Origin of the sequence: Streptomyces sp. NPDC001406 (assembly GCF_042895285.1) — a bacterium.
Lineage (GTDB): Bacteria > Actinomycetota > Actinomycetes > Streptomycetales > Streptomycetaceae > Streptomyces.
Genome location: NZ_JBIAWG010000014.1, coordinates 1 through 15867, shown reverse-complemented (window position 1 = coordinate 15867; position 15867 = coordinate 1). Strand labels below are relative to the sequence as shown.

The following is a 15867-nucleotide window of genomic DNA, read 5'->3' as shown; positions in this document are numbered from 1 at the left end:
CCGCGCCCCGTCCCGCCCAACCCGCGAGGCACGGCCCGCCCCCCAACCGGCTGAGGGCCCGGCACAGCCACCGCGCGCGGCCGTAGCAATGGGGCCCGGCACCCGCCGAAGCGACGACCTGAAACGGCAGACCCTCAGCCGCACCGTCCCCGGCGGCCGGACATGCGACCACCCGTCCCACGGACGGCCCGCCTCGCTTCCCGCCGCCGGGCCCCACACCAGGAAGGAAGATCAATGGCCCACAATGCCGCTGGCGCCTTCGGCGTCCCCGCTGGCCCTGTCGAGGCCGCGCCTGTCGGCTTCCGCCCGGGCGACGAGCAGGGGGCCATCCTGCGGGACATCTTGCACGCGGCCGGTGTCGAGTTGGGCGCCTATGACGAGCGGATCGTGCGCTGGTTCGCGGAGTTCGCGGACTGGTCCACGTTCGCCGTCATGGTCTCGTGGGTGGCACGTGCCGCCCAGCGCGAGCCGGTCCCGGGTGTCGCTCTGCCGTCGCGCTTCGACGCCCCGCCCGCCGAGGTGGATCAACACTTGCGCCGGATCCTCGCCGAGGACACCTACCTGCGCTATCAGCAGTGCATCGGTGGACACGCGGTCAGAGAGGCCGCCAAAGACCTGCGGATGGAGGCTGCGGAGGCGCAGGCGCACGGCCACCTCGCCGCAGCGACCACGACGGTCGAGGCGGCCAACTACATCGACCCCTTCAAGGGCGGCGGCCCGTACCCGTTCCAGCTCCTGTGCTCCCAGCACAACGGCTTCGGGCCGTGCCCGGGAGCGCCCGCCTGCACGCCGCGCGAGGATGACGGACGGCCCCGATGACGGACATCAAGCAGGCCGCCCCGGAGGCCGTCAGCATCCCGGCCGAGGTCGCCCACGCGTTCGCCGACACCAGGTGCGGCGCCCTCACCGAAAACGTGGCCCCGGCCCTCAACTGCGCCGAGCTGGACGCCCTCGCCGGACTGCTGCGGGCGCTGGGCGCCGAGCAGGCCGCCGACGAGTGGACCGCCGCCCACGCCGAGGCCGACAGCGTGGGCGACGACCACTTCCGGGGCACGGTGCCCGCCGCCGTGTCCTTCGACTGCGATGCCCACCGCTGGAGGCCGTAATGGGCCGCCGCATGACGGCCGTCGCCTGGCTGGAGAGGCACTACGACGCTCTGTTCGCCTGTGGCGAGGAGATCGTGTCTCCGGTCATGTCGCTGATGGGTCTGCCGATCACCAGCTACGCCGCCGACCCCACCGCCGACGGGCCGGGCCCGCTGTTCACCCTCAAGCGCGACGCGCTCGGCCCCGAGCCCCAGTGGCCCGACGCCGCCTTCTGGCCGGAGCCTCACTCCAGCGACGACCTCGACGCGTGGTGAGCGGGAGCCGGCCTACTCGCCGGCCTCGCCCAGCTTCTTCAGGTAGGCATCCCGGATCTGGCGGACGGTCTGCCGGTCGATGTTCAGCTCGGCCCCGACGGACGCAAGGGATGCGCCGGGCTGGGCCAGCAGTTCCACGACCAGCTTCCCTCGCAGCAGGCTCAGCCGCTTGTTCTGGTCGGGGAGGCTCTTGAGTACCTGGGTCAGCGCTCGTGCCCGTTCGACCGGGTCGGCGATCTCTTCGAGCGCGGCCATAGCATCCAACACCCGCTTCGCCTCCTCTGACTCACGCCCCGTCACACCCGTTCCCTTCCCCGGGCGGGCCCTTCCCAGACTGTAGGGGGTCCCCCTACAGTGACGGAAGGCAGCCCACGCTGCCTACGCACAACGGCCCCGGCCGAAACCTCCACGCCCCGGCCGGGGCCTTTCACCCTCCAACCTTCAAGCCGAGAGGGCGAGACCAATGACCACAGATCGTAGGCGAGCCCCTACGCCTACCCGTACCCCCGTGCACGCCGCTTGCCCCGTGCAGCCGAGGAGGTGGCGTCCGTGACCCCCGTCCTGTCGTGGCTCGCCGCCGGCCTCCTGCTTGTCCTCGTCGGCCTGTGGCCGCCGCTCGCCGGGTACCTTGCGCAGCTGCTCTCCCTGGCCCTCGGTCTGCTGCTGACCGGCGCCGTGGCACTGCTGTCGCAGCCCGTGCTCCTGGCGGTCGCCGTGGGAGCCGTCCTCGTCATCCGGCGTGTGTGGAGGCCCGCGTGAACCGCTCAGCCTGGCGTGCGGCGCTCACCCTCGTCTCCGCGGCCGCCGTCGCCACGACCGGATGGTCCCTGTACGCGATGGGCCGCCACTATGACGCGCCGATGGTCATCGCCGGCGCGGCCGTGGCCGTGTTCGACGGCGCCGCCTACGCGAGCCTGCACCTCGCCTCCGAGGCGTCGGCAGCCGGGCGTTCGGCCGTCGGCCCGCGGTTTGCTGCGCTCCTGACCGCTGCCGTGTCGGTGTACCTGAACATCACGCACGCCGACCTGATCGGTGGTGGCACACCCGCAGCGCTGTTCTTCGCCATGCCCACCGTCGCGCTGCTCGCCGTCTCCGAGATGTGGGCGGGCCCGCGCGCGGCGAAGCGCGCCGAGCTCGGCGAGAAGCCGTTCCGGCTGCCGACGCTGGGCGGCTGGGCGTGGACGCTCGCCCCGAGGAGGGCCGGGCGCACGGTCAAGTCCCAGGCGGTGGACCACATCAAGCGTGCCGGGCAGGCAGGCAACGCCGCGGTGATCCGGCTCGCGCACACGGCGCACCCTGATATGCCTCCCGCCGAACTCGCCACGCTGCTGGCCATGTACGGCTTCACTGTCGACACGGTCCAGGTCGCCCTGGTGCTCGCCCACGGCCCTGCCGAGGTCACGCTGGAGCGTGCTGATACGGGTGATGCGCTGCTGGTCAGCCAACTGCCTGCGGTGAACGTCGCCGGGGCGGTGCTGGAGGCCGCATCAGCCCTCGGCCCGGAGGCGTCGGTGCGGGAGATCGCCGACCGGATCCGCGACGAGCGGCGCCTGATCGTCGACGACCCGTACATCCGCACCGTGCTGTCCCGCGCCAAGAAGCAGCGCGACCGGGCCCCGGCGGTCCAGACGATGGAAGGCGGATACGCCTGATGCGTCTGCCCGAACACCGTCACAGCGCGGGCTGCTGCTGCCACCGCCAGCCGCCGCCCGCACCGCGGCCGTCCGGCGGGGCCGCGAAGTGGATCGGGATCGGCATCGGTGGGTCCGTCTTCCTGCTGGCCTTCGCTGTGGCCTCGGTCGCCGTCGCCATCTCCGCCGTGTCCCTGACCGTCTGCGTCCTCGTTCTGCGCTCGGTCTGGAACGACATCCGCCGCGGACGCTGACCCGCCACGACCAGGAAGCCCCCGCATGACCGACACCATCCACCGCCCGCCCGACGCCGCACCCGAGGCCGCCGAGGACGCCGTCCCGGTCCCCGAGAATGGGCCCTCCCCGCCGCTGCCCGTCGACAACCCGAAGCTGCCCGCGCCCGGGATCACCGACTACCGGCGGCGGCCGATCATCGCGTCGTGGATGACCACCCGGCGCGACTTCCTCGCCACCACGCGGCTCGCCACCGGGCGCCTGCTGTACGCGTCGCTCTACCACGGGCTGCGCGTCCCTTGGTACACCACACAGCTCACGTCGATGGCGCCGCGCGGTACCTGCCGGTTCGTCACCTCGACGAACCGGTGGGTGTGGGACCGCGAGGCCGCCCCGCTGCGCGACCATGCCGTGCGCACCGAGGACGCCGAGGAATACCTGCGCCTGGCCCGCCTGCGCGCCGGACGCGTCCGCCTGCGCCTGTTCGTGACCGCCGTCGCCACGGTGTTCGGTCTCGGCTTCGCCTTCTGGCTGTACGTCATGGCCCCCGCCTGGCTGTACGCGTTCGCGGCCGGCAGTGTGCTCGCCGCCGGCTTCGTCGGCCAGCAGCCGGACGCCCCGGTCATCGGGCCCGCGGTGCTGAAGACGGAGGTCCAGAAGCTCACCGGGTCGATCGTGCTGCGCGCCCTGGACTCCATCGGCAACGCGAAGATCTGCGCCGCCGTCAAGAAGGGCGCAGACATGAACGGCATGCGCTTCACCTCCGAGATCTGCCGCGACGGGCCCGGCTACCGGGCCGAACTCGACCTCCCGTACGGCGTGGTCCCCGAGGACGTGATGGAGGAGCGCCAGGCCCTCGCCTCCGGCCTGCGCCGCAAGCTGGGCTGCGTGTGGCCGTCCGGCGACCCCGACGAGCACGAGGGACGCCTCATCCTGTGGGTGGGCGACCGGCCCATGAACGAGACCACGAAGCCGCCATGGCCGCTGCTGAAGGACGGCGAGGCCGACCTGTTCAAACCAGTCGTGTTCGGCAACGACCAGCGGATGCGGCCCATCACCGTGACGCTGATGTTCGCCGCGATCGTCATCGGCTCCATCCCCCGCATGGGCAAGACGTTCCTGCTGCGCCTGCTGCTGCTCATCGCCGCCCTCGACCCGCGTGCCCAGCTGTACGCGTTCGACCTGAAGGGCACCGGCGACCTGGGCGCCCTGGAACCGGTCTGCCACCGCTACCGCGCGGGCGAGGAAGACGAGGACATCCAGTACATCCTGTACGCGCTGCGGGAGTTGAAGGAGGAGCTGCGCCGCCGCGCCAAGGTGATCAAGTCGTTGCCGCGGTCGATCTGCCCCGAGTCGAAGGTAACCGGGCAGCTGGCCAGCGACAAGCGGTACGGGCTGCACCCCATCGCCATCGGCATCGACGAGTGCCAGAAGCTCTTCGAGCACGAGAAGTACGGCGCCGAAATCGAATCCATCTGCACCGACATCACCAAGCGCGGTCCCGCCCTCGGCATCGTCGGCATGTTCGCCACCCAGCGCCCCGACGCCAAGTCCCTCCCGCCCGGCATCAGCGCGAACGCGGTCCTGCGGTTCTGCCTGAAGGTGATGGGCCACCAGGCCAACGACATGGTGCTGGGAACCGGCGCCTACAAGGCCGGCATCCGCGCCACCATGTTCTCCCGCTCGGACCTCGGGATCTGCTGGATGTCCGGCGAGGGCGACGACCCGCGCATCGTCTCCTCCGCGTTCGTCGACGCACCCGGCGCCGAGTTGGTCGTCGCCCGGGCCCGGAAGGTGCGCGAGGCGTACGGCAACATCACCGGCCACGCCATCGGGGAAGCCCCGGCGGAGCACCGCGGCATGGACATCCTCGGCGACACGCTCAAGGTGTTCCACGCCGACGAGGACCAGCTGTGGTGCGAGCGGATCGCCGCCCGCCTCGCCGAGTGTTGGCCCGACCTGTACGGCGAGTGGACCACGGCCAGTGTCGCCCCGGCGCTGCGCCCCTGGGGCATCACCACCACCGACGTGTGGGGCACCACCGACGACGGCGAGAAGACCACCAGGCGCGGCATCAAGCGCGCCGATCTGGCCGCGGCCATCACGCGCCGTGACGCTGACCGGGCCGCCGCACAAGCCGCGGGCTGCTGCTAGGCCTAGCACCGGCACCTGCTAGGTCTAGCACCCCCGCTAGCACCCCAACCGGGCCCCAAGCAGGCACCTAGCGTCTAGCGGCGAGGACCCCGGGGACCGGGAAAACCCGCCTGAGAGGGGAGTTGAGACCGGGTGCTGACTGCTTGCGCCCTGCCCGTCGTCTGGCTGATCGGCTACGCAGCGTTGTGCGCGGCTCAGCCGTTCACCCGCTGCCGCACGTGCGCGGGCACCGGCGAGACCGAACACTTCCGCATCGCCCGGACATGCCCGCGCTGCCACGGCGACCGCTACCGGCTCCGCCGCGGCCGCCGCCTCCACAACGCCTGGCGCCGCACGTACGAGGCCGGCACGCGTCCACCGCGCAAGAACTCCTGACGCCCGGCCACGCCCCGAGGGAGGATGAGCCCATGGCGAAGGACAGGCCTTGGAACCGGCCCGAATACACCGAACCCCCCGAAGCGTTCAACATCGGGGACGCTACCGACGAAGAGGTCCGCGCCTACTGCCTGCGGCGCTCCCGCGCCTTCCTTGCCAGGGCCGAGACCACCGACGCCGCAATCAGCAGCGACCGGCAACTTCAGATCGCGGCCCACTACGCGATGATTGCTCAGGCATTCCGACCTGGCCCCGCACCGGAGTAGCGGCGGCCCCATGCCCCTGTGGCCCCGCCACGCACGAGGCCCGGGCGCCGAACCGCAGTCCGGCGCCCGGGCCTCAGGGGACGATCCCCTAGATGCGGCGTCGCATGGCGAGCCAGCTCATGAGCGCCACGGACAGCGCGCCGATGATCTGCTTAAGCTCGTCGACGCTCCAGCCGAGCGCGTAGGCGATCACGAGAGTGACGCCAAAGAGACCCCATGGTGGCGGCCCCTCGCTCTGAGAGACGGAGTTATGCATACTGAAACTGACCTGCCTTTCAAGTAGAGGTTGGGTTGGCCGCCGGGCCCCCACTGCCCTGGTAAGCCTTCGGGGGTACCGGCGGAGTCTTTTGCGGATGTCTACGGTGCGCTCGTTTGCTGCATCAGTTGGGCGACCAGGTCTTCAAGCCGAGCGACTCGCTGCTCCAGGTCGGGCTGGGACCGGGTGTTGGTCGCCTCCTCCGCGGAGAGAGCGGCCAGGCGGCGATGGATCGCATCGCGCCGCGCACCCTCCCTGAAGCCCACCTCGTGTTCAACGGCCGGTTCAGCGGTCAGACGCTCCCATGCGGCCTGCAGCCGATCGCGCGCGAGCACCTCATTCAGGTGCGAGCGCTGAGTGCAGCCCTGGGAGAGCATGCGCGTCTGGAAGAGCCAGGGGCTGACCGGTCGGCTGCCGTTTGCGAGCAGCCTCCCCGCCTCAGTGTCGTCCGCCCCGGAGAGACGCGCGATCAACGCCACCACATCGAAGTTCGTGAAGTCGCACTCTCCGGAGTCGATGCGGTCGTGCTCTCCTCGCGTCGCCTGCGAGGGCAGTCCTTGCGCGGCTGCCTTGGGCTTGGCATCGCCGACAGGGAGGCGCCCGACGTTCGAGACTTTGGCCGCAGCGCCCCGGAGCTCGGCGATTAGGACCTGGGCGTCGACGATGCGGGCGGCCTCGGCCCACTTCTCGCTCAACTCGCCGTAGGACAGCTCGAAGGGCTCCGGCTCCGATACGTCCTCGGGGGCTGGGGACTCCATCCACTCCTTGACCATGGAGCTGTAGCGCGCATGGGCAGCCGACTTGGAGACATCGCCCAGGCTCTTGCCGATCTCGTCCCACGAGGTGCCCCGGGCGCGCTCGGCGACGACGGCCACCTTCAGCAGGTCCTCGGCAAGGAGCGCAAGACGGCGGGCCTGCTCAATGAACTGGCCAGCAGGGGCACTACGGGCCGCATCGACCCGAGAAGGGCCGGGGAGCCGGTCCTGAGTAGTTGGCGCGTCGGTGGACGTCATGCCCCCAAGGGTGCGCCCGTGGACGACGCTTCGTCAAGTTTCTCTGGACGGGACGTCCAGGAACGGTTAACTGCCATGGAATGCATGGATCTTGTCGCTGCTCCATGGGGTGCCGCGGATGCGAGTTGGGGCTGCGGAGAAGCAAGATAAGGCGAGGCGTGCGCGGCGGGAGAAGTCCGTGAGGGGCAGGCCTGTCAGGCTGCGCCCCGCAGGCCGCCCTCGCAGCGGCGTACGCTGACTTCGAGCCCTGGCAAGGGGCAGGCGTACCAGGCGGCCGTACACCGCCTGCTTCCGGGTGGACCGCGCGAACCCGTGCGCCCTGGAGGGGTAGAACCCCGGCCCACCCGCAGTTTCAGACCCCCATCTGCCTCGAAATGACCGCCGTCGCGACGTCGACGAAGACGTCCCGCGCCATGCCGCCTGCGGAGCCGGCCAGCTCGCGGAGCCGTCCACGGCGCTCCGGGTCGGGCTCCTCGTCGGCAGCGGCCTGGAGTCCCCGAACCACTTGGTCTACGAACTGCTCGGCGGTCGGCCACTGACCCACAAGACGACGCGCCTCGCCGGATACGCCTCGCACATCCCAGGTTTCAGGACCACCCGCGTACATCCGCAGATCGATCAGACCGTCGCTCTGGAGAGCGAGAGCCGCCTTGCGGACTTCGACGACTTCCAGGTTGGTCAACTCGACGATATCCCGGAGTTCGGGGACCTTCGCACCGGCGGCGTCGTCCAGGTACTTCACTATCGCGTCCAGTACGGGCAGATCACGATCCGCCCAAGTGCTATCCATGTCAGGCAAGTTACGCGTTCTTGCCGCTCTGAGGTACGACCAATCCGCCGAAATGCTGGGCTGCTGGGCTGCTGAGCTACGGGTGATTGCCGTAGACCTCATAGTTCGGCGAGTCGTTCGCCCCGTCCGTGCAGCCCTCCATCCAGGTGGCCCTGTCGGCAACGTCGTCTGGCATCTGCTCGCCGCACTGTTCACGGACTGAGGACTGCGAAGGCGTCTCCCACCCACTGCACGCCCTGAGGTACTCGGCCGTATCGGTGATACTTCCGTCGCTGCACCGCGGATCCTGCGGCGGCGCCACGTAATCCGCAGCGATCTGGGCCCCAGTGTCGAAGGCGTCCCAGTAGACCTCTTCCTGCGATGCTGAACAGCCCGTCATTGCGAGCAGGCTGATCGACGCCAGAACGGCGCCAGTGAACAACCGCTTCAAGTGCCCCCCTTGGTGACGGGCGGAGCGTACCGCGCGTTTGGCGCACGCTGAAGGTGTGTCCACAGGTGACGCGAACAGGGGCAGGCCCGTCACGGGGGCGAACGGGCCTGACCCTGCACGTCGCCGCCCGCATGACTCCCCCCGGAGTGCAGGCGCCTCGACCCCGTCGGGTGGGGTCACTTGCTCCAGCGTGTCGTGAGTCTCGAGTGTCACCGGGGTTTGCGCATGGTTGCGAAACCAACACCTATGCGTAGAGCCGCACTTGCCAGCGTCACGAGACGGACACGAAGGTGCGCGCCCCCTAGCCGGGCGTTCACTCCGCCTCCACAATGATCGGCGGTCGTCCTCGCCACCCCCCGCGTTCGACGCTCGCTCGCATCGCGAAAGGTCATGAAATGGCACAGTCTCTCGGACATGGCGAGACCACCGCCGCTGAAGGCTTCTGGTACGTGCTCGGATGCATCTGCCTGGGCGCCTCATACTTCGCCAAGATCCCCGTCAAGAAAGCCCTGAGCGAATACGGCCTCGTTGCCATGACCAGCGCGGAGAGATTCTGGTACGTCGTGATGAACATCGCGTTTGGCTCCGGCTACCTGTCCAAGGTCATCGTGAAGAAAGCCATGTCGGAGGTCCGCACCCCGGTCGAACCGGGTACGACTACGGTGTGATCGCAGCGCTCGGCCGTGACGGTCTGCTCCTCGTGACGACGGCTCAGGCCGCTTACTCGCTGGGCATGAAGACGTCATGCCGCATCCGCGCCTGTGTATCCCGAACACGGTGAAGGCCCGGGCGCCACACCACGGCTGGGCGCCCGGGCCGACCTATGTCCGTCTGCCTCGTGGGAAAGCCTTCCCGAAACGACGCACGGGCCCTACCCTCCGCGCATGAGAAAGCTCGTCGCCTTCTGGATCACGCTTGCGGGAGTGGGTGCCGCCTGCGGCACGTTTCTGTCCGGCGGGATCGGAGGCCGCATCGGCTCCGGCGTCATCGCCGTACTGCTCCTATGGTTCGCCTCGCTCGTCTGGCGCGGCCCCAGGACTCCGAAGCCTGATGAGGCCCGTATGTGGCCAGATCGCCCCTGGCAGTGATAGGGCGGTGGGTGCCCGGGCTGCTTCGCGCGAGCAGGGGCAGACCCGTCACGGGGGGAACGAGCCTGCCCCTGCACGTCGCCGCCCGCATGACTCCCCCCGGAGTGCAGGCGCCTTGACCCTCATGATCGGGTCACTCTCTTCAGCGCACCATGGGGCGGGAGTGTCACCGGGGACGGCCGATGGTTGCGAGGCCAACACACTTGTGCAGCACGGCACTTGCCTCCGTCACGAATCGGCCACGAACCATGCACATGCCCTCGCCATACCGGTGGTAGGCCCCCACACTGACGGGCCACCAGGACAGCGTCGTCCAGGGAGGAACGATGCGCACCAGAGCCGCGCTGCCAGCTGCCGCCATCCTCGCCGCCGTTCTCGCCGCCTGCTCCGCCAACGACACCACCGCCGGCAGCCGGGAAAGCGCCAGCACCCCCGATGTCACCGTTACCCCGTCCGTCGAAGAGACGCCAACCGAAGAGGCAACCGACGAAGCCTCTGACCAGCCGTACAAACTCACCGACACTGTCATCTACGAGAACGACGTCAAGGTCAGTCTGGAGAAGTTCTCTCGCGCCGTCTCCAGCGACTACGCGGCCCCGGAGAACACGCCGTACGTGAAGTTCACCGTCCGCGTCGTCAACGGCTCGGACAAGATCGTCGACGTGACCGGGCTCACGGTCAACTGCTCGTACGGCGGCGACGGCAAAGAAGGGGAAGCGATCTTCGATGAGGGGCTGGACGGGTCACCGTCGACGAGGCTCCTAGCCGGCCGCACTGTGACCGTCCCGTGGGGCTGCGCGCTGCCGAAGAACGAGTCCCACGTGCAGATCGAGGTGGCACCCGACTTCGAGTCCGAGGCGGCGATCTTCACAGGCGCGGTCAGGTAATGGAAGGCCACCGGGCACACTTGCGGCGTGAGGACACCGTTGGGGCGTGACGGACGCCCGCTCGTCGACACGGCCATGGCCGCCTACTCGCTCGGCATGAAGACGACTGGTCAGTTCCGCGAGTGGGCCCGTCGGCGCGGCATCAGGCCCGCCGCCTGGCAGCCGAACCCTGCACGCGGCCAAGCCTTGGCACTGTGGGATCTGTGCGATATCGGTGAGGCCGTGCGCAGCGGCAGACCCGCAGCCTGATCAGGATCCGCGACCGTCAGGGGTCCTTCTCACTTGATGTGCTCGATCGGGGCGGGCGCGGAGGAAGCGGATCCGCAGCTGCCAGCCTTGCTTGCGGAGGCTGCGTAGCCATAGGCGCTGGCGACGTTGGCGTTGATCTGGTCGATATCGCCGTTGACCTGCTTGACCAGATCAGTGATGAAGGACTTGGCCCCCGTAATGGCCTTCTCGACGTCAGCAGGGCTCGGCCTCCCGTTGCCGCCGCTGTAGTCGGGCACGTCCTTCTGGACGGCCTGAAGGCTGGACCGGAGGCTTGAGACCGTCTTCCGCAGCGCCGACAGATCATCGGTAATCGTGACCAGGTCGGTGCTCGCGCCGTCGGCATCGACACTCACACCGTCGGCGTCCACGGCGACACCGTCAGCGTCGACACACACCTCCGACGCATCGCTCGTGGACGACTCCGCGATGACCGCCTTCTCGTCGTCGTGGGTGGTCTTGAGGTCGTCGCCGGCCGTGGACACGTCGGACGCCAGCGTGGACAGGTCGTCCTTGAGCGAGCCCTTGTACTTCCCGACCGTTGCGTAGTCGTCCGTGAGGGCCTGGATCTCCTGTTTGATCTGCTGGTCTTGCTGCGCGCGGCCGTTGGCGCGTGTGACCGTATTCCTCAGCGCGGCGAGCGCCTGGTTGTAGTCGCTCGGCGAAGCCCGGTGGTAGGTGACGGCGCGTATGCTCCCGTCGGTCTGGCGCACGTTCAGCGTGAGGGTGCCGCCGGACAGGTTGCCGTAGTCGGTGTGGAAGTCGATCTGAAGGGTCACCGAGCGGCCGTCGATCCGTCCTGTGAACGAACCGGTGTTCGTCTCGACGGTCGCGTCCGGCGGGCTGCCGGATGCCATCGCCCGGTCGATGGTGCCCTCCAGTTCACCAGAGGCGTCCGCTTTCCACTGGAGGAAGGCCACCCAAGAGGAGGCTGTGGAGAGATAGCCAGCCACCCCGGCCGGTGCCGATGGCTCTCGGCTTCGTTCTGGAACGGCAGTGGGTTTCGCGCCACAGGCAGCCGTGCTGAGAACGACGAACAATGACACGAAGATGACTCGCCGCACAGCGCGGACGGTACCGGCGCGACGCCCGGTTGTCGACGGGGCAGGAGATCTCGTCTCTTGTCTCCCAAAAGCGTTACGCGGCCACCGGTGCCGTAGTTGACCAGTGGTGGGGCGCGTGTGCATTCTGTGTCATGGTGCACGTAGTGCCTCCGAAGCCCGGCCAGTGAGCCGGGCTTTCGCATGTCCGGGCTCTCGAAGGGACCACCGCCATGCCGCGCACGCAGATCCCCGTGACCCAGCTGTCCGACGCCGGTGTGGCCGACCCCGTGGAGACCACCGCCGACACCGTCAATGGCAACCAGGTTGCGAACACGGGCAAGACCGTGATCCGCGTGCGGAACGCGCACGCCACGCTGGCGCAGAACGTCACCTTCGTCACCCCGATCACCGTGGGCGGGAAGGCCGTCGCGGACACCGTGGTGTCGATCCCCGCCACGGCGACGCGTACGTTCGGCAGCTTCCCCACCGCGCTGTACGGCACGCAGATGCCGATCGACGGGGCGACGACCGACATCAAGTTCATCGTCTTCGAGCCCTGATCCATGACCGACATGTGGACCTTCGGCCCGGCCGAGGACGATACCGAGACGTACGGCGACGGCACCCAGGTGCCGCACCGCAAACAGATCATTTACCGCAACGGGCAGCCCGTCGGCGAGATCGAGATCCACGCGCACCGCCGCGCCGGACCTGACCGCATCACCGACCTGTCGTTCGGGATCACCTGCGTCACCTACGGCCCGCTGCCCGAACGCAAGACTCCCGACACCTGGTGACCCCGTGCCCACCCGCGCACGCTCCCGCTGCCCACGCTGCCGACGCATCCGCCAGGCAGACGGCAGCTGCTCCCCGCAGTGCGCACGCCGCCGCAAGGCGGCAGCCGAGCGGGCACGCGGCAGCTCCACACAGCAGGGCTACGGATGGGAGCACCGCGAGCTGTTCCGCAAGCCCGTCCTCGCCCGCGACCCGGTGTGCGTCCTCTGCGGTACGGAGCCCAGCACCGTGGCCGACCACTACCCGCGCTCCCGCAAGCAGCTCATCGCCCAAGGGTTCGACCCCAACGACCCCCAGCACGGCCGCGGCCTGTGCAAGACATGCCACGACCAGTCCACCGCCCACCGCCAGCCAGGCGGATGGAACCGGCGGTGATCACTGGGAGGGGGGACGGGGTCGCCGATCTCAGCTGATCTTGTACGGAGCGCCGGGGTGATGCGGAGCCCTCACTGACGAAAGATCCGAATCTGTACCGGGGGTGGTGATCATGGGTCGTGGTGGGCAGGGTCGCCCGAGCAAGCCGACGGCGCTGAAGGTGTTGCACGGGGACCGCTCGGACCGGATCAACGCCGCGGAGCCAGTGCCCGACGAGGGGGACATCCAGCCGCCGGCCTGGCTGGCGGAGCTGGAGGCCGAGGCGGAGCCGGGCACGGGGTCGGCGCTGGGCGTGTGGCGTCGTCTGGCCCCGGACCTGATCCGCAAGCGGGTGTTGACCGCGTGGGACGTGGAGGCGTTCGCCGTGTTCTGCGATGCCGTGGTCGGGCACCGGCGGGCCGCGCTGGAGGTGGCGCGGTCCGGGCTGACGGTGGCGGGCGCACGGGGCGTGGTGAAGAACCCGGCGCTGACGGCGCTGAAGGACTACGCCGAGATCCTCAGCCGATACGGTGCCCGGTTCGGGCTGACGCCATCGGACCGCGCGTCGCTGAGTATCGGAGGCGACGCGCAGGATCCGAAGTACGACCTCCTGACTGGCTAGGCGAAGCCACCGAGGAATTGCGGCTCCGGCCCGATGGCCGCATCGAGCTGGCGCGCCACAAGCAGGGCGTCCGCCGCGCGCACCGGTTCGCCCAAGGCGATCTGATCCGCCGACACGATGCCCCGCACGGCGTCGACCACGGGATCGTTGGGAAGCGCGGCGCGTACGGATTCGATCACGGCATCCAGAACGGGCAAGGCGATGCCCTGGACTTCCTGCTCTGGGTCGCGCTTGGTGAGAGCTTCGAGCGTCTGAATCAGCGCCTCGACCTTGCGGTGGGCGTCGTACGGATAGTGATCGTCCACTACTGGCGTCTCCTGCTCTCTCTTGGGCTGGGCTGGGGGCACAGCGTAGGCGGTGCCACTGACATGCCTGGCCCAAGTGCCACACGTTTCCCTGGGAGATCGCATGCCGCCCAGGCGCCGCAGCGGTGGGCAGACGGCCTCGCGCCGGCCTCGCACCTGGACGGTGGACCACGACGCGCGGTGGCGGCCGCACGACCGGCGGGGCGAGGTCTGCGGCTACACCTTCCGCGGCGTCACGTGCACCAAGAGGGCTGCCCACTACTGCGAGCCGCGCGCGGACCGGGTGGTTCGGTTCTTCGCCGAGCTGCTGGTGCACACGAAGGGCCCGCACAAGCGGAAGCCGTTCGTGCTAAAGGACTGGCAGGAGCACGAGATCGTCCGACCTCTCTTCGGGGAGGTCCTCTGGTCGGCGGAGTACGGCTGTTACGTCCGCCGTTACCGGATCGCGTACATCGTCGTCGCCCGCAAGAACGGCAAGTCCGAGCTGGCCGCGGGGCTGCTGCTTTACCTGCTGGTGGGGGATGACGAGGAGTCCGCCGAGGTATACGGCGCCGCTGCCGACACCAAGCAGGCCGGGAAGGTCTTCGAGCCCGCGCTGCGCATGATGCAGCTTCAGCCTCTGCTGACGAAGCGGCTGAAGCACAACCGGAACGCGCGGCGGCTGATCGACGAGAAGACCGCCTCCTACTACGAGATCATCACGGCGGATGCGGAGGGCGAGCTCGGCCACAACCCGCACGGGTTCTGCCTGGACGAGGTGCTGTCCCAGAAGGACGGCTCGCTGTGGCAGGCGCTGACCACTGCGGTGGGTGCGCGGCTTCAGGAGCTGCTGTTTGCGATCACCACGGAGACCAACGACTCCGCGTCGTTCGGCGCCGACCTGATCGACGAGGCTGACCGGGTCATGGAGGACCCGAAGCGGGCGCCGCACATCTTCGCCTACGTCCGCAAGGCGCCCCGCTCCCAGGACGAGCTGGACCGGCTGCGCCGCCTCTTCCCCGGCCACCCGGATCTGCCCGTCTCCCTCGACCCGTGGGACGAGGCGAACTGGAAGTGGCCCAACCCGGGCCTCGACCAGTTCAAGTCCCGCGACGCGATGCGCCGCCAGGCGCTGGAGGCCCGCGGGGACCCGCACAAGGAGAACGGGTTCCTCCAGTTCCAGCTCAACGTGCGCGTGCAGCAGGTCACCCGGTACATCCCGATGGACCTGTGGGACGCCAACTGCGGGGAGATCGCGCCGACTCCGGAGTGGGTGCGCGTCCGCCTGGAAGGACGCCAGTGCTGGGCCGGGCTCGACCTCAGCTCGAAGTTCGACATGACGGCCTGGTGCCTGCTGTTCGCCGACGGCAGCGTGCTGTGGCGGTTCTGGGTGCCGGAGTCCGTGGTGCCCGTGCTCGACGAGCACACCAACGGACGGTTCACGCAGTGGGTGGCGGACGGCTGGGTGACGGCCACCGACGGCAACGTCATCGACTACGAGACGGTGTACGGCGAGATCGACGAGGACAACGGCGACTTCGTCATCGTCGACGTCACCTACGACCGGTGGTGCGGTGAGAACACGCGGCAGGCGGTCGAGGACCGCACCGGCCTGGACATGATCGAGTCCGGGACGACGTACGACCGCATGACGCAGCCGATGACCGAGCTGATGCGGATGCTCAAGGCGGGCGAGCTGAAGCACTACGCGAATCCGGTCGCCCGGTGGATGGCCGACAACCTCGAAGCCAAGCACCCCGCCGACGACCCCGACCGCGTCCGCCCGGTCAAGCCCGACCGCAAGAAGTCCGGCAAGCGCATCGACGGCATGCCGGCTCTGTGCTTCGCGATCGACGGATCGCTCGCCGTCGACGAGGGCGGCGCCGTCGCCGACATCTTCTGAACCTCATCCCAGAGAACCTCAGTGCGTTGTGGCAAAGGGAGTCCCTGTTCGATGAGCAGGGGCTTCTTCGTGTGCGGGGCATGATCGCCCTGGGGTAGGGGCAGGCAGCGGACGG

At 69.1% G+C, this 15867-nt stretch carries 24 protein-coding genes; 18 read left to right on the top strand and 6 right to left on the bottom strand.

The genetic code is table 11. The features are described from left to right. Positions 1–234: 234 nt before the first annotated feature. Genes ACFY1J_RS31050 through ACFY1J_RS31040 form a run of 3 tightly spaced genes read left to right on the top strand, consistent with a single transcriptional unit; the run spans position 235 to position 1360 of the window. The gene (locus ACFY1J_RS31050; RefSeq protein WP_390732376.1) at positions 235–819 is read left to right on the top strand and encodes a hypothetical protein; all 585 of its coding nucleotides are present in this window, start codon (positions 235–237) and stop codon (positions 817–819) included. Next, positions 816–1106, top strand: a complete 291-nt coding sequence (locus ACFY1J_RS31045; RefSeq protein ID WP_390732375.1) for a hypothetical protein — start codon at positions 816–818, stop codon at positions 1104–1106. The genes ACFY1J_RS31050 and ACFY1J_RS31045 overlap by 4 nt, the downstream gene beginning before the upstream one ends. Continuing rightward, positions 1106–1360, top strand: coding sequence for a hypothetical protein (locus tag ACFY1J_RS31040; protein WP_390732374.1), 255 nt, complete (start codon positions 1106–1108; stop codon positions 1358–1360). Before ACFY1J_RS31045 ends, ACFY1J_RS31040 begins: the two co-directional genes overlap by 1 nt. A gap of 12 nt (positions 1361–1372) precedes the next feature. Here the strand turns inward: ACFY1J_RS31040 and ACFY1J_RS31035 are convergent, their stop codons facing one another. Continuing rightward, positions 1373–1615 (bottom strand): helix-turn-helix domain-containing protein, encoded by a 243-nt coding sequence (locus ACFY1J_RS31035; RefSeq protein WP_390732373.1) that lies wholly within the window; start codon positions 1613–1615, stop codon positions 1373–1375. 294 nt (positions 1616–1909) lie between these two features. On the opposite strand from ACFY1J_RS31035, the gene ACFY1J_RS31030 reads away from it, so the two are divergent. The 6 genes from ACFY1J_RS31030 to ACFY1J_RS31005 all read left to right on the top strand — a co-directional run bounded on the left by ACFY1J_RS31030 (position 1910) and on the right by ACFY1J_RS31005 (position 6020). Continuing rightward, the gene (locus ACFY1J_RS31030; RefSeq protein WP_390732372.1) at positions 1910–2119 is read left to right on the top strand and encodes a hypothetical protein; all 210 of its coding nucleotides are present in this window, start codon (positions 1910–1912) and stop codon (positions 2117–2119) included. Then, entirely contained in the window at positions 2116–3012 is an 897-nt protein-coding gene (locus tag ACFY1J_RS31025; protein WP_390732371.1) for a hypothetical protein, read from the top strand. The genes ACFY1J_RS31030 and ACFY1J_RS31025 overlap by 4 nt, the downstream gene beginning before the upstream one ends. Further along, positions 3012–3245 carry a hypothetical protein gene (locus ACFY1J_RS31020; protein WP_390732370.1) on the top strand — a complete coding sequence of 78 codons (234 nt, stop codon included), beginning with the start codon at positions 3012–3014 and terminating at the stop codon, positions 3243–3245. Before ACFY1J_RS31025 ends, ACFY1J_RS31020 begins: the two co-directional genes overlap by 1 nt. Positions 3246–3270: 25 nt before the next feature. Beyond that, the gene (locus ACFY1J_RS31015; protein ID WP_390732369.1) at positions 3271–5379 is read left to right on the top strand and encodes a cell division protein FtsK; all 2109 of its coding nucleotides are present in this window, start codon (positions 3271–3273) and stop codon (positions 5377–5379) included. A gap of 132 nt (positions 5380–5511) precedes the next feature. Then, complete coding sequence (locus ACFY1J_RS31010; protein ID WP_390732368.1) at positions 5512–5754, top strand: hypothetical protein; 243 nt, start codon at positions 5512–5514, stop codon at positions 5752–5754. Between the two features lie 32 nt (positions 5755–5786). Next, positions 5787–6020: a hypothetical protein gene (locus ACFY1J_RS31005; protein ID WP_390732367.1), complete on the top strand. Its 234-nt coding sequence runs from the start codon at positions 5787–5789 to the stop codon at positions 6018–6020. A gap of 357 nt (positions 6021–6377) precedes the next feature. Here the strand turns inward: ACFY1J_RS31005 and ACFY1J_RS31000 are convergent, their stop codons facing one another. The 3 genes from ACFY1J_RS31000 to ACFY1J_RS30990 form a co-directional block, all read right to left on the bottom strand. Next, positions 6378–7289: a hypothetical protein gene (locus tag ACFY1J_RS31000; RefSeq protein WP_390732366.1), complete on the bottom strand. Its 912-nt coding sequence runs from the start codon at positions 7287–7289 to the stop codon at positions 6378–6380. Between the two features lie 352 nt (positions 7290–7641). Next, complete coding sequence (locus tag ACFY1J_RS30995) at positions 7642–8079, bottom strand: hypothetical protein (RefSeq protein WP_390732365.1); 438 nt, start codon at positions 8077–8079, stop codon at positions 7642–7644. Between the two features lie 76 nt (positions 8080–8155). Continuing rightward, entirely contained in the window at positions 8156–8509 is a 354-nt protein-coding gene (locus tag ACFY1J_RS30990) for a hypothetical protein (RefSeq protein WP_390732364.1), read from the bottom strand. Positions 8510–8904: 395 nt separating this feature from the next. On the opposite strand from ACFY1J_RS30990, the gene ACFY1J_RS30985 reads away from it, so the two are divergent. The 4 genes from ACFY1J_RS30985 (at position 8905) to ACFY1J_RS30970 (ending at position 10733) form a co-directional block, all read left to right on the top strand. Next, complete coding sequence (locus ACFY1J_RS30985) at positions 8905–9177, top strand: hypothetical protein (RefSeq protein ID WP_390732363.1); 273 nt, start codon at positions 8905–8907, stop codon at positions 9175–9177. 216 nt (positions 9178–9393) lie between these two features. Continuing rightward, complete coding sequence (locus ACFY1J_RS30980) at positions 9394–9597, top strand: hypothetical protein (protein ID WP_390732362.1); 204 nt, start codon at positions 9394–9396, stop codon at positions 9595–9597. 326 nt (positions 9598–9923) lie between these two features. Continuing rightward, a complete protein-coding gene (locus ACFY1J_RS30975) occupies positions 9924–10484 on the top strand; it encodes a hypothetical protein (RefSeq protein WP_390732361.1) in 561 nt (186 codons plus the stop codon). 27 nt (positions 10485–10511) lie between these two features. Next, entirely contained in the window at positions 10512–10733 is a 222-nt protein-coding gene (locus tag ACFY1J_RS30970; protein WP_390732360.1) for a hypothetical protein, read from the top strand. A gap of 29 nt (positions 10734–10762) precedes the next feature. Here ACFY1J_RS30970 and ACFY1J_RS30965 read toward each other — a convergent pair whose 3' ends face one another. Then, positions 10763–11671: a hypothetical protein gene (locus ACFY1J_RS30965; protein ID WP_390732359.1), complete on the bottom strand. Its 909-nt coding sequence runs from the start codon at positions 11669–11671 to the stop codon at positions 10763–10765. Between the two features lie 353 nt (positions 11672–12024). Between ACFY1J_RS30965 and ACFY1J_RS30960 the strand changes: the two genes are divergently transcribed. From ACFY1J_RS30960 to ACFY1J_RS30945, 4 genes are all read left to right on the top strand, one after another. Continuing rightward, positions 12025–12354, top strand: a complete 330-nt coding sequence (locus tag ACFY1J_RS30960; RefSeq protein ID WP_390732358.1) for a hypothetical protein — start codon at positions 12025–12027, stop codon at positions 12352–12354. Between the two features lie 3 nt (positions 12355–12357). Beyond that, complete coding sequence (locus ACFY1J_RS30955) at positions 12358–12591, top strand: hypothetical protein (protein WP_390732357.1); 234 nt, start codon at positions 12358–12360, stop codon at positions 12589–12591. Between the two features lie 4 nt (positions 12592–12595). Beyond that, on the top strand, positions 12596–12964 hold the full coding sequence (locus tag ACFY1J_RS30950; protein ID WP_390732356.1) for a holin: 369 nt from the start codon (positions 12596–12598) through the stop codon (positions 12962–12964). Positions 12965–13076: 112 nt separating this feature from the next. Beyond that, entirely contained in the window at positions 13077–13565 is a 489-nt protein-coding gene (locus ACFY1J_RS30945) for a phage terminase small subunit P27 family (protein ID WP_390732355.1), read from the top strand. On the opposite strand, the gene ACFY1J_RS30940 is transcribed toward ACFY1J_RS30945, so the two are convergent. Continuing rightward, the gene (locus ACFY1J_RS30940; RefSeq protein ID WP_390732354.1) at positions 13562–13870 is read right to left on the bottom strand and encodes a hypothetical protein; all 309 of its coding nucleotides are present in this window, start codon (positions 13868–13870) and stop codon (positions 13562–13564) included. The two genes, ACFY1J_RS30945 and ACFY1J_RS30940, sit on opposite strands and share 4 nt — an antisense overlap. A gap of 103 nt (positions 13871–13973) precedes the next feature. Here ACFY1J_RS30940 and ACFY1J_RS30935 point away from each other — a divergent pair, with 103 nt between their 5' ends. Then, on the top strand, positions 13974–15752 hold the full coding sequence (locus tag ACFY1J_RS30935; RefSeq protein WP_390732353.1) for a terminase large subunit: 1779 nt from the start codon (positions 13974–13976) through the stop codon (positions 15750–15752). The last annotated feature ends 115 nt before the right edge of the window (positions 15753–15867 follow it).

Excerpts from the sequence above, each read along its gene's own strand:
- ACFY1J_RS31050 (WP_390732376.1), top strand. The coding sequence starts at position 235 with ATGGCCCACAATGCCGCTGGCGCCTTCGGCGTCCCCGCTGGCCCTGTC.
- ACFY1J_RS31045 (WP_390732375.1), top strand. The coding sequence starts at position 816 with ATGACGGACATCAAGCAGGCCGCCCCGGAGGCCGTCAGCATCCCGGCC.
- ACFY1J_RS31040 (WP_390732374.1), top strand. The coding sequence starts at position 1,106 with ATGGGCCGCCGCATGACGGCCGTCGCCTGGCTGGAGAGGCACTACGAC.
- ACFY1J_RS31035 (WP_390732373.1), bottom strand. The coding sequence starts at position 1,615 with ATGGCCGCGCTCGAAGAGATCGCCGACCCGGTCGAACGGGCACGAGCG.
- ACFY1J_RS31020 (WP_390732370.1), top strand. The coding sequence starts at position 3,012 with ATGCGTCTGCCCGAACACCGTCACAGCGCGGGCTGCTGCTGCCACCGC.
- ACFY1J_RS31015 (WP_390732369.1), top strand. The coding sequence starts at position 3,271 with ATGACCGACACCATCCACCGCCCGCCCGACGCCGCACCCGAGGCCGCC.
- ACFY1J_RS31005 (WP_390732367.1), top strand. The coding sequence starts at position 5,787 with ATGGCGAAGGACAGGCCTTGGAACCGGCCCGAATACACCGAACCCCCC.
- ACFY1J_RS31000 (WP_390732366.1), bottom strand. The coding sequence starts at position 7,289 with ATGACGTCCACCGACGCGCCAACTACTCAGGACCGGCTCCCCGGCCCT.
- ACFY1J_RS30995 (WP_390732365.1), bottom strand. The coding sequence starts at position 8,079 with ATGGATAGCACTTGGGCGGATCGTGATCTGCCCGTACTGGACGCGATA.
- ACFY1J_RS30985 (WP_390732363.1), top strand. The coding sequence starts at position 8,905 with ATGGCACAGTCTCTCGGACATGGCGAGACCACCGCCGCTGAAGGCTTC.
- ACFY1J_RS30980 (WP_390732362.1), top strand. The coding sequence starts at position 9,394 with ATGAGAAAGCTCGTCGCCTTCTGGATCACGCTTGCGGGAGTGGGTGCC.
- ACFY1J_RS30975 (WP_390732361.1), top strand. The coding sequence starts at position 9,924 with ATGCGCACCAGAGCCGCGCTGCCAGCTGCCGCCATCCTCGCCGCCGTT.
- ACFY1J_RS30960 (WP_390732358.1), top strand. The coding sequence starts at position 12,025 with ATGCCGCGCACGCAGATCCCCGTGACCCAGCTGTCCGACGCCGGTGTG.
- ACFY1J_RS30955 (WP_390732357.1), top strand. The coding sequence starts at position 12,358 with ATGACCGACATGTGGACCTTCGGCCCGGCCGAGGACGATACCGAGACG.
- ACFY1J_RS30945 (WP_390732355.1), top strand. The coding sequence starts at position 13,077 with ATGGGTCGTGGTGGGCAGGGTCGCCCGAGCAAGCCGACGGCGCTGAAG.
- ACFY1J_RS30935 (WP_390732353.1), top strand. The coding sequence starts at position 13,974 with ATGCCGCCCAGGCGCCGCAGCGGTGGGCAGACGGCCTCGCGCCGGCCT.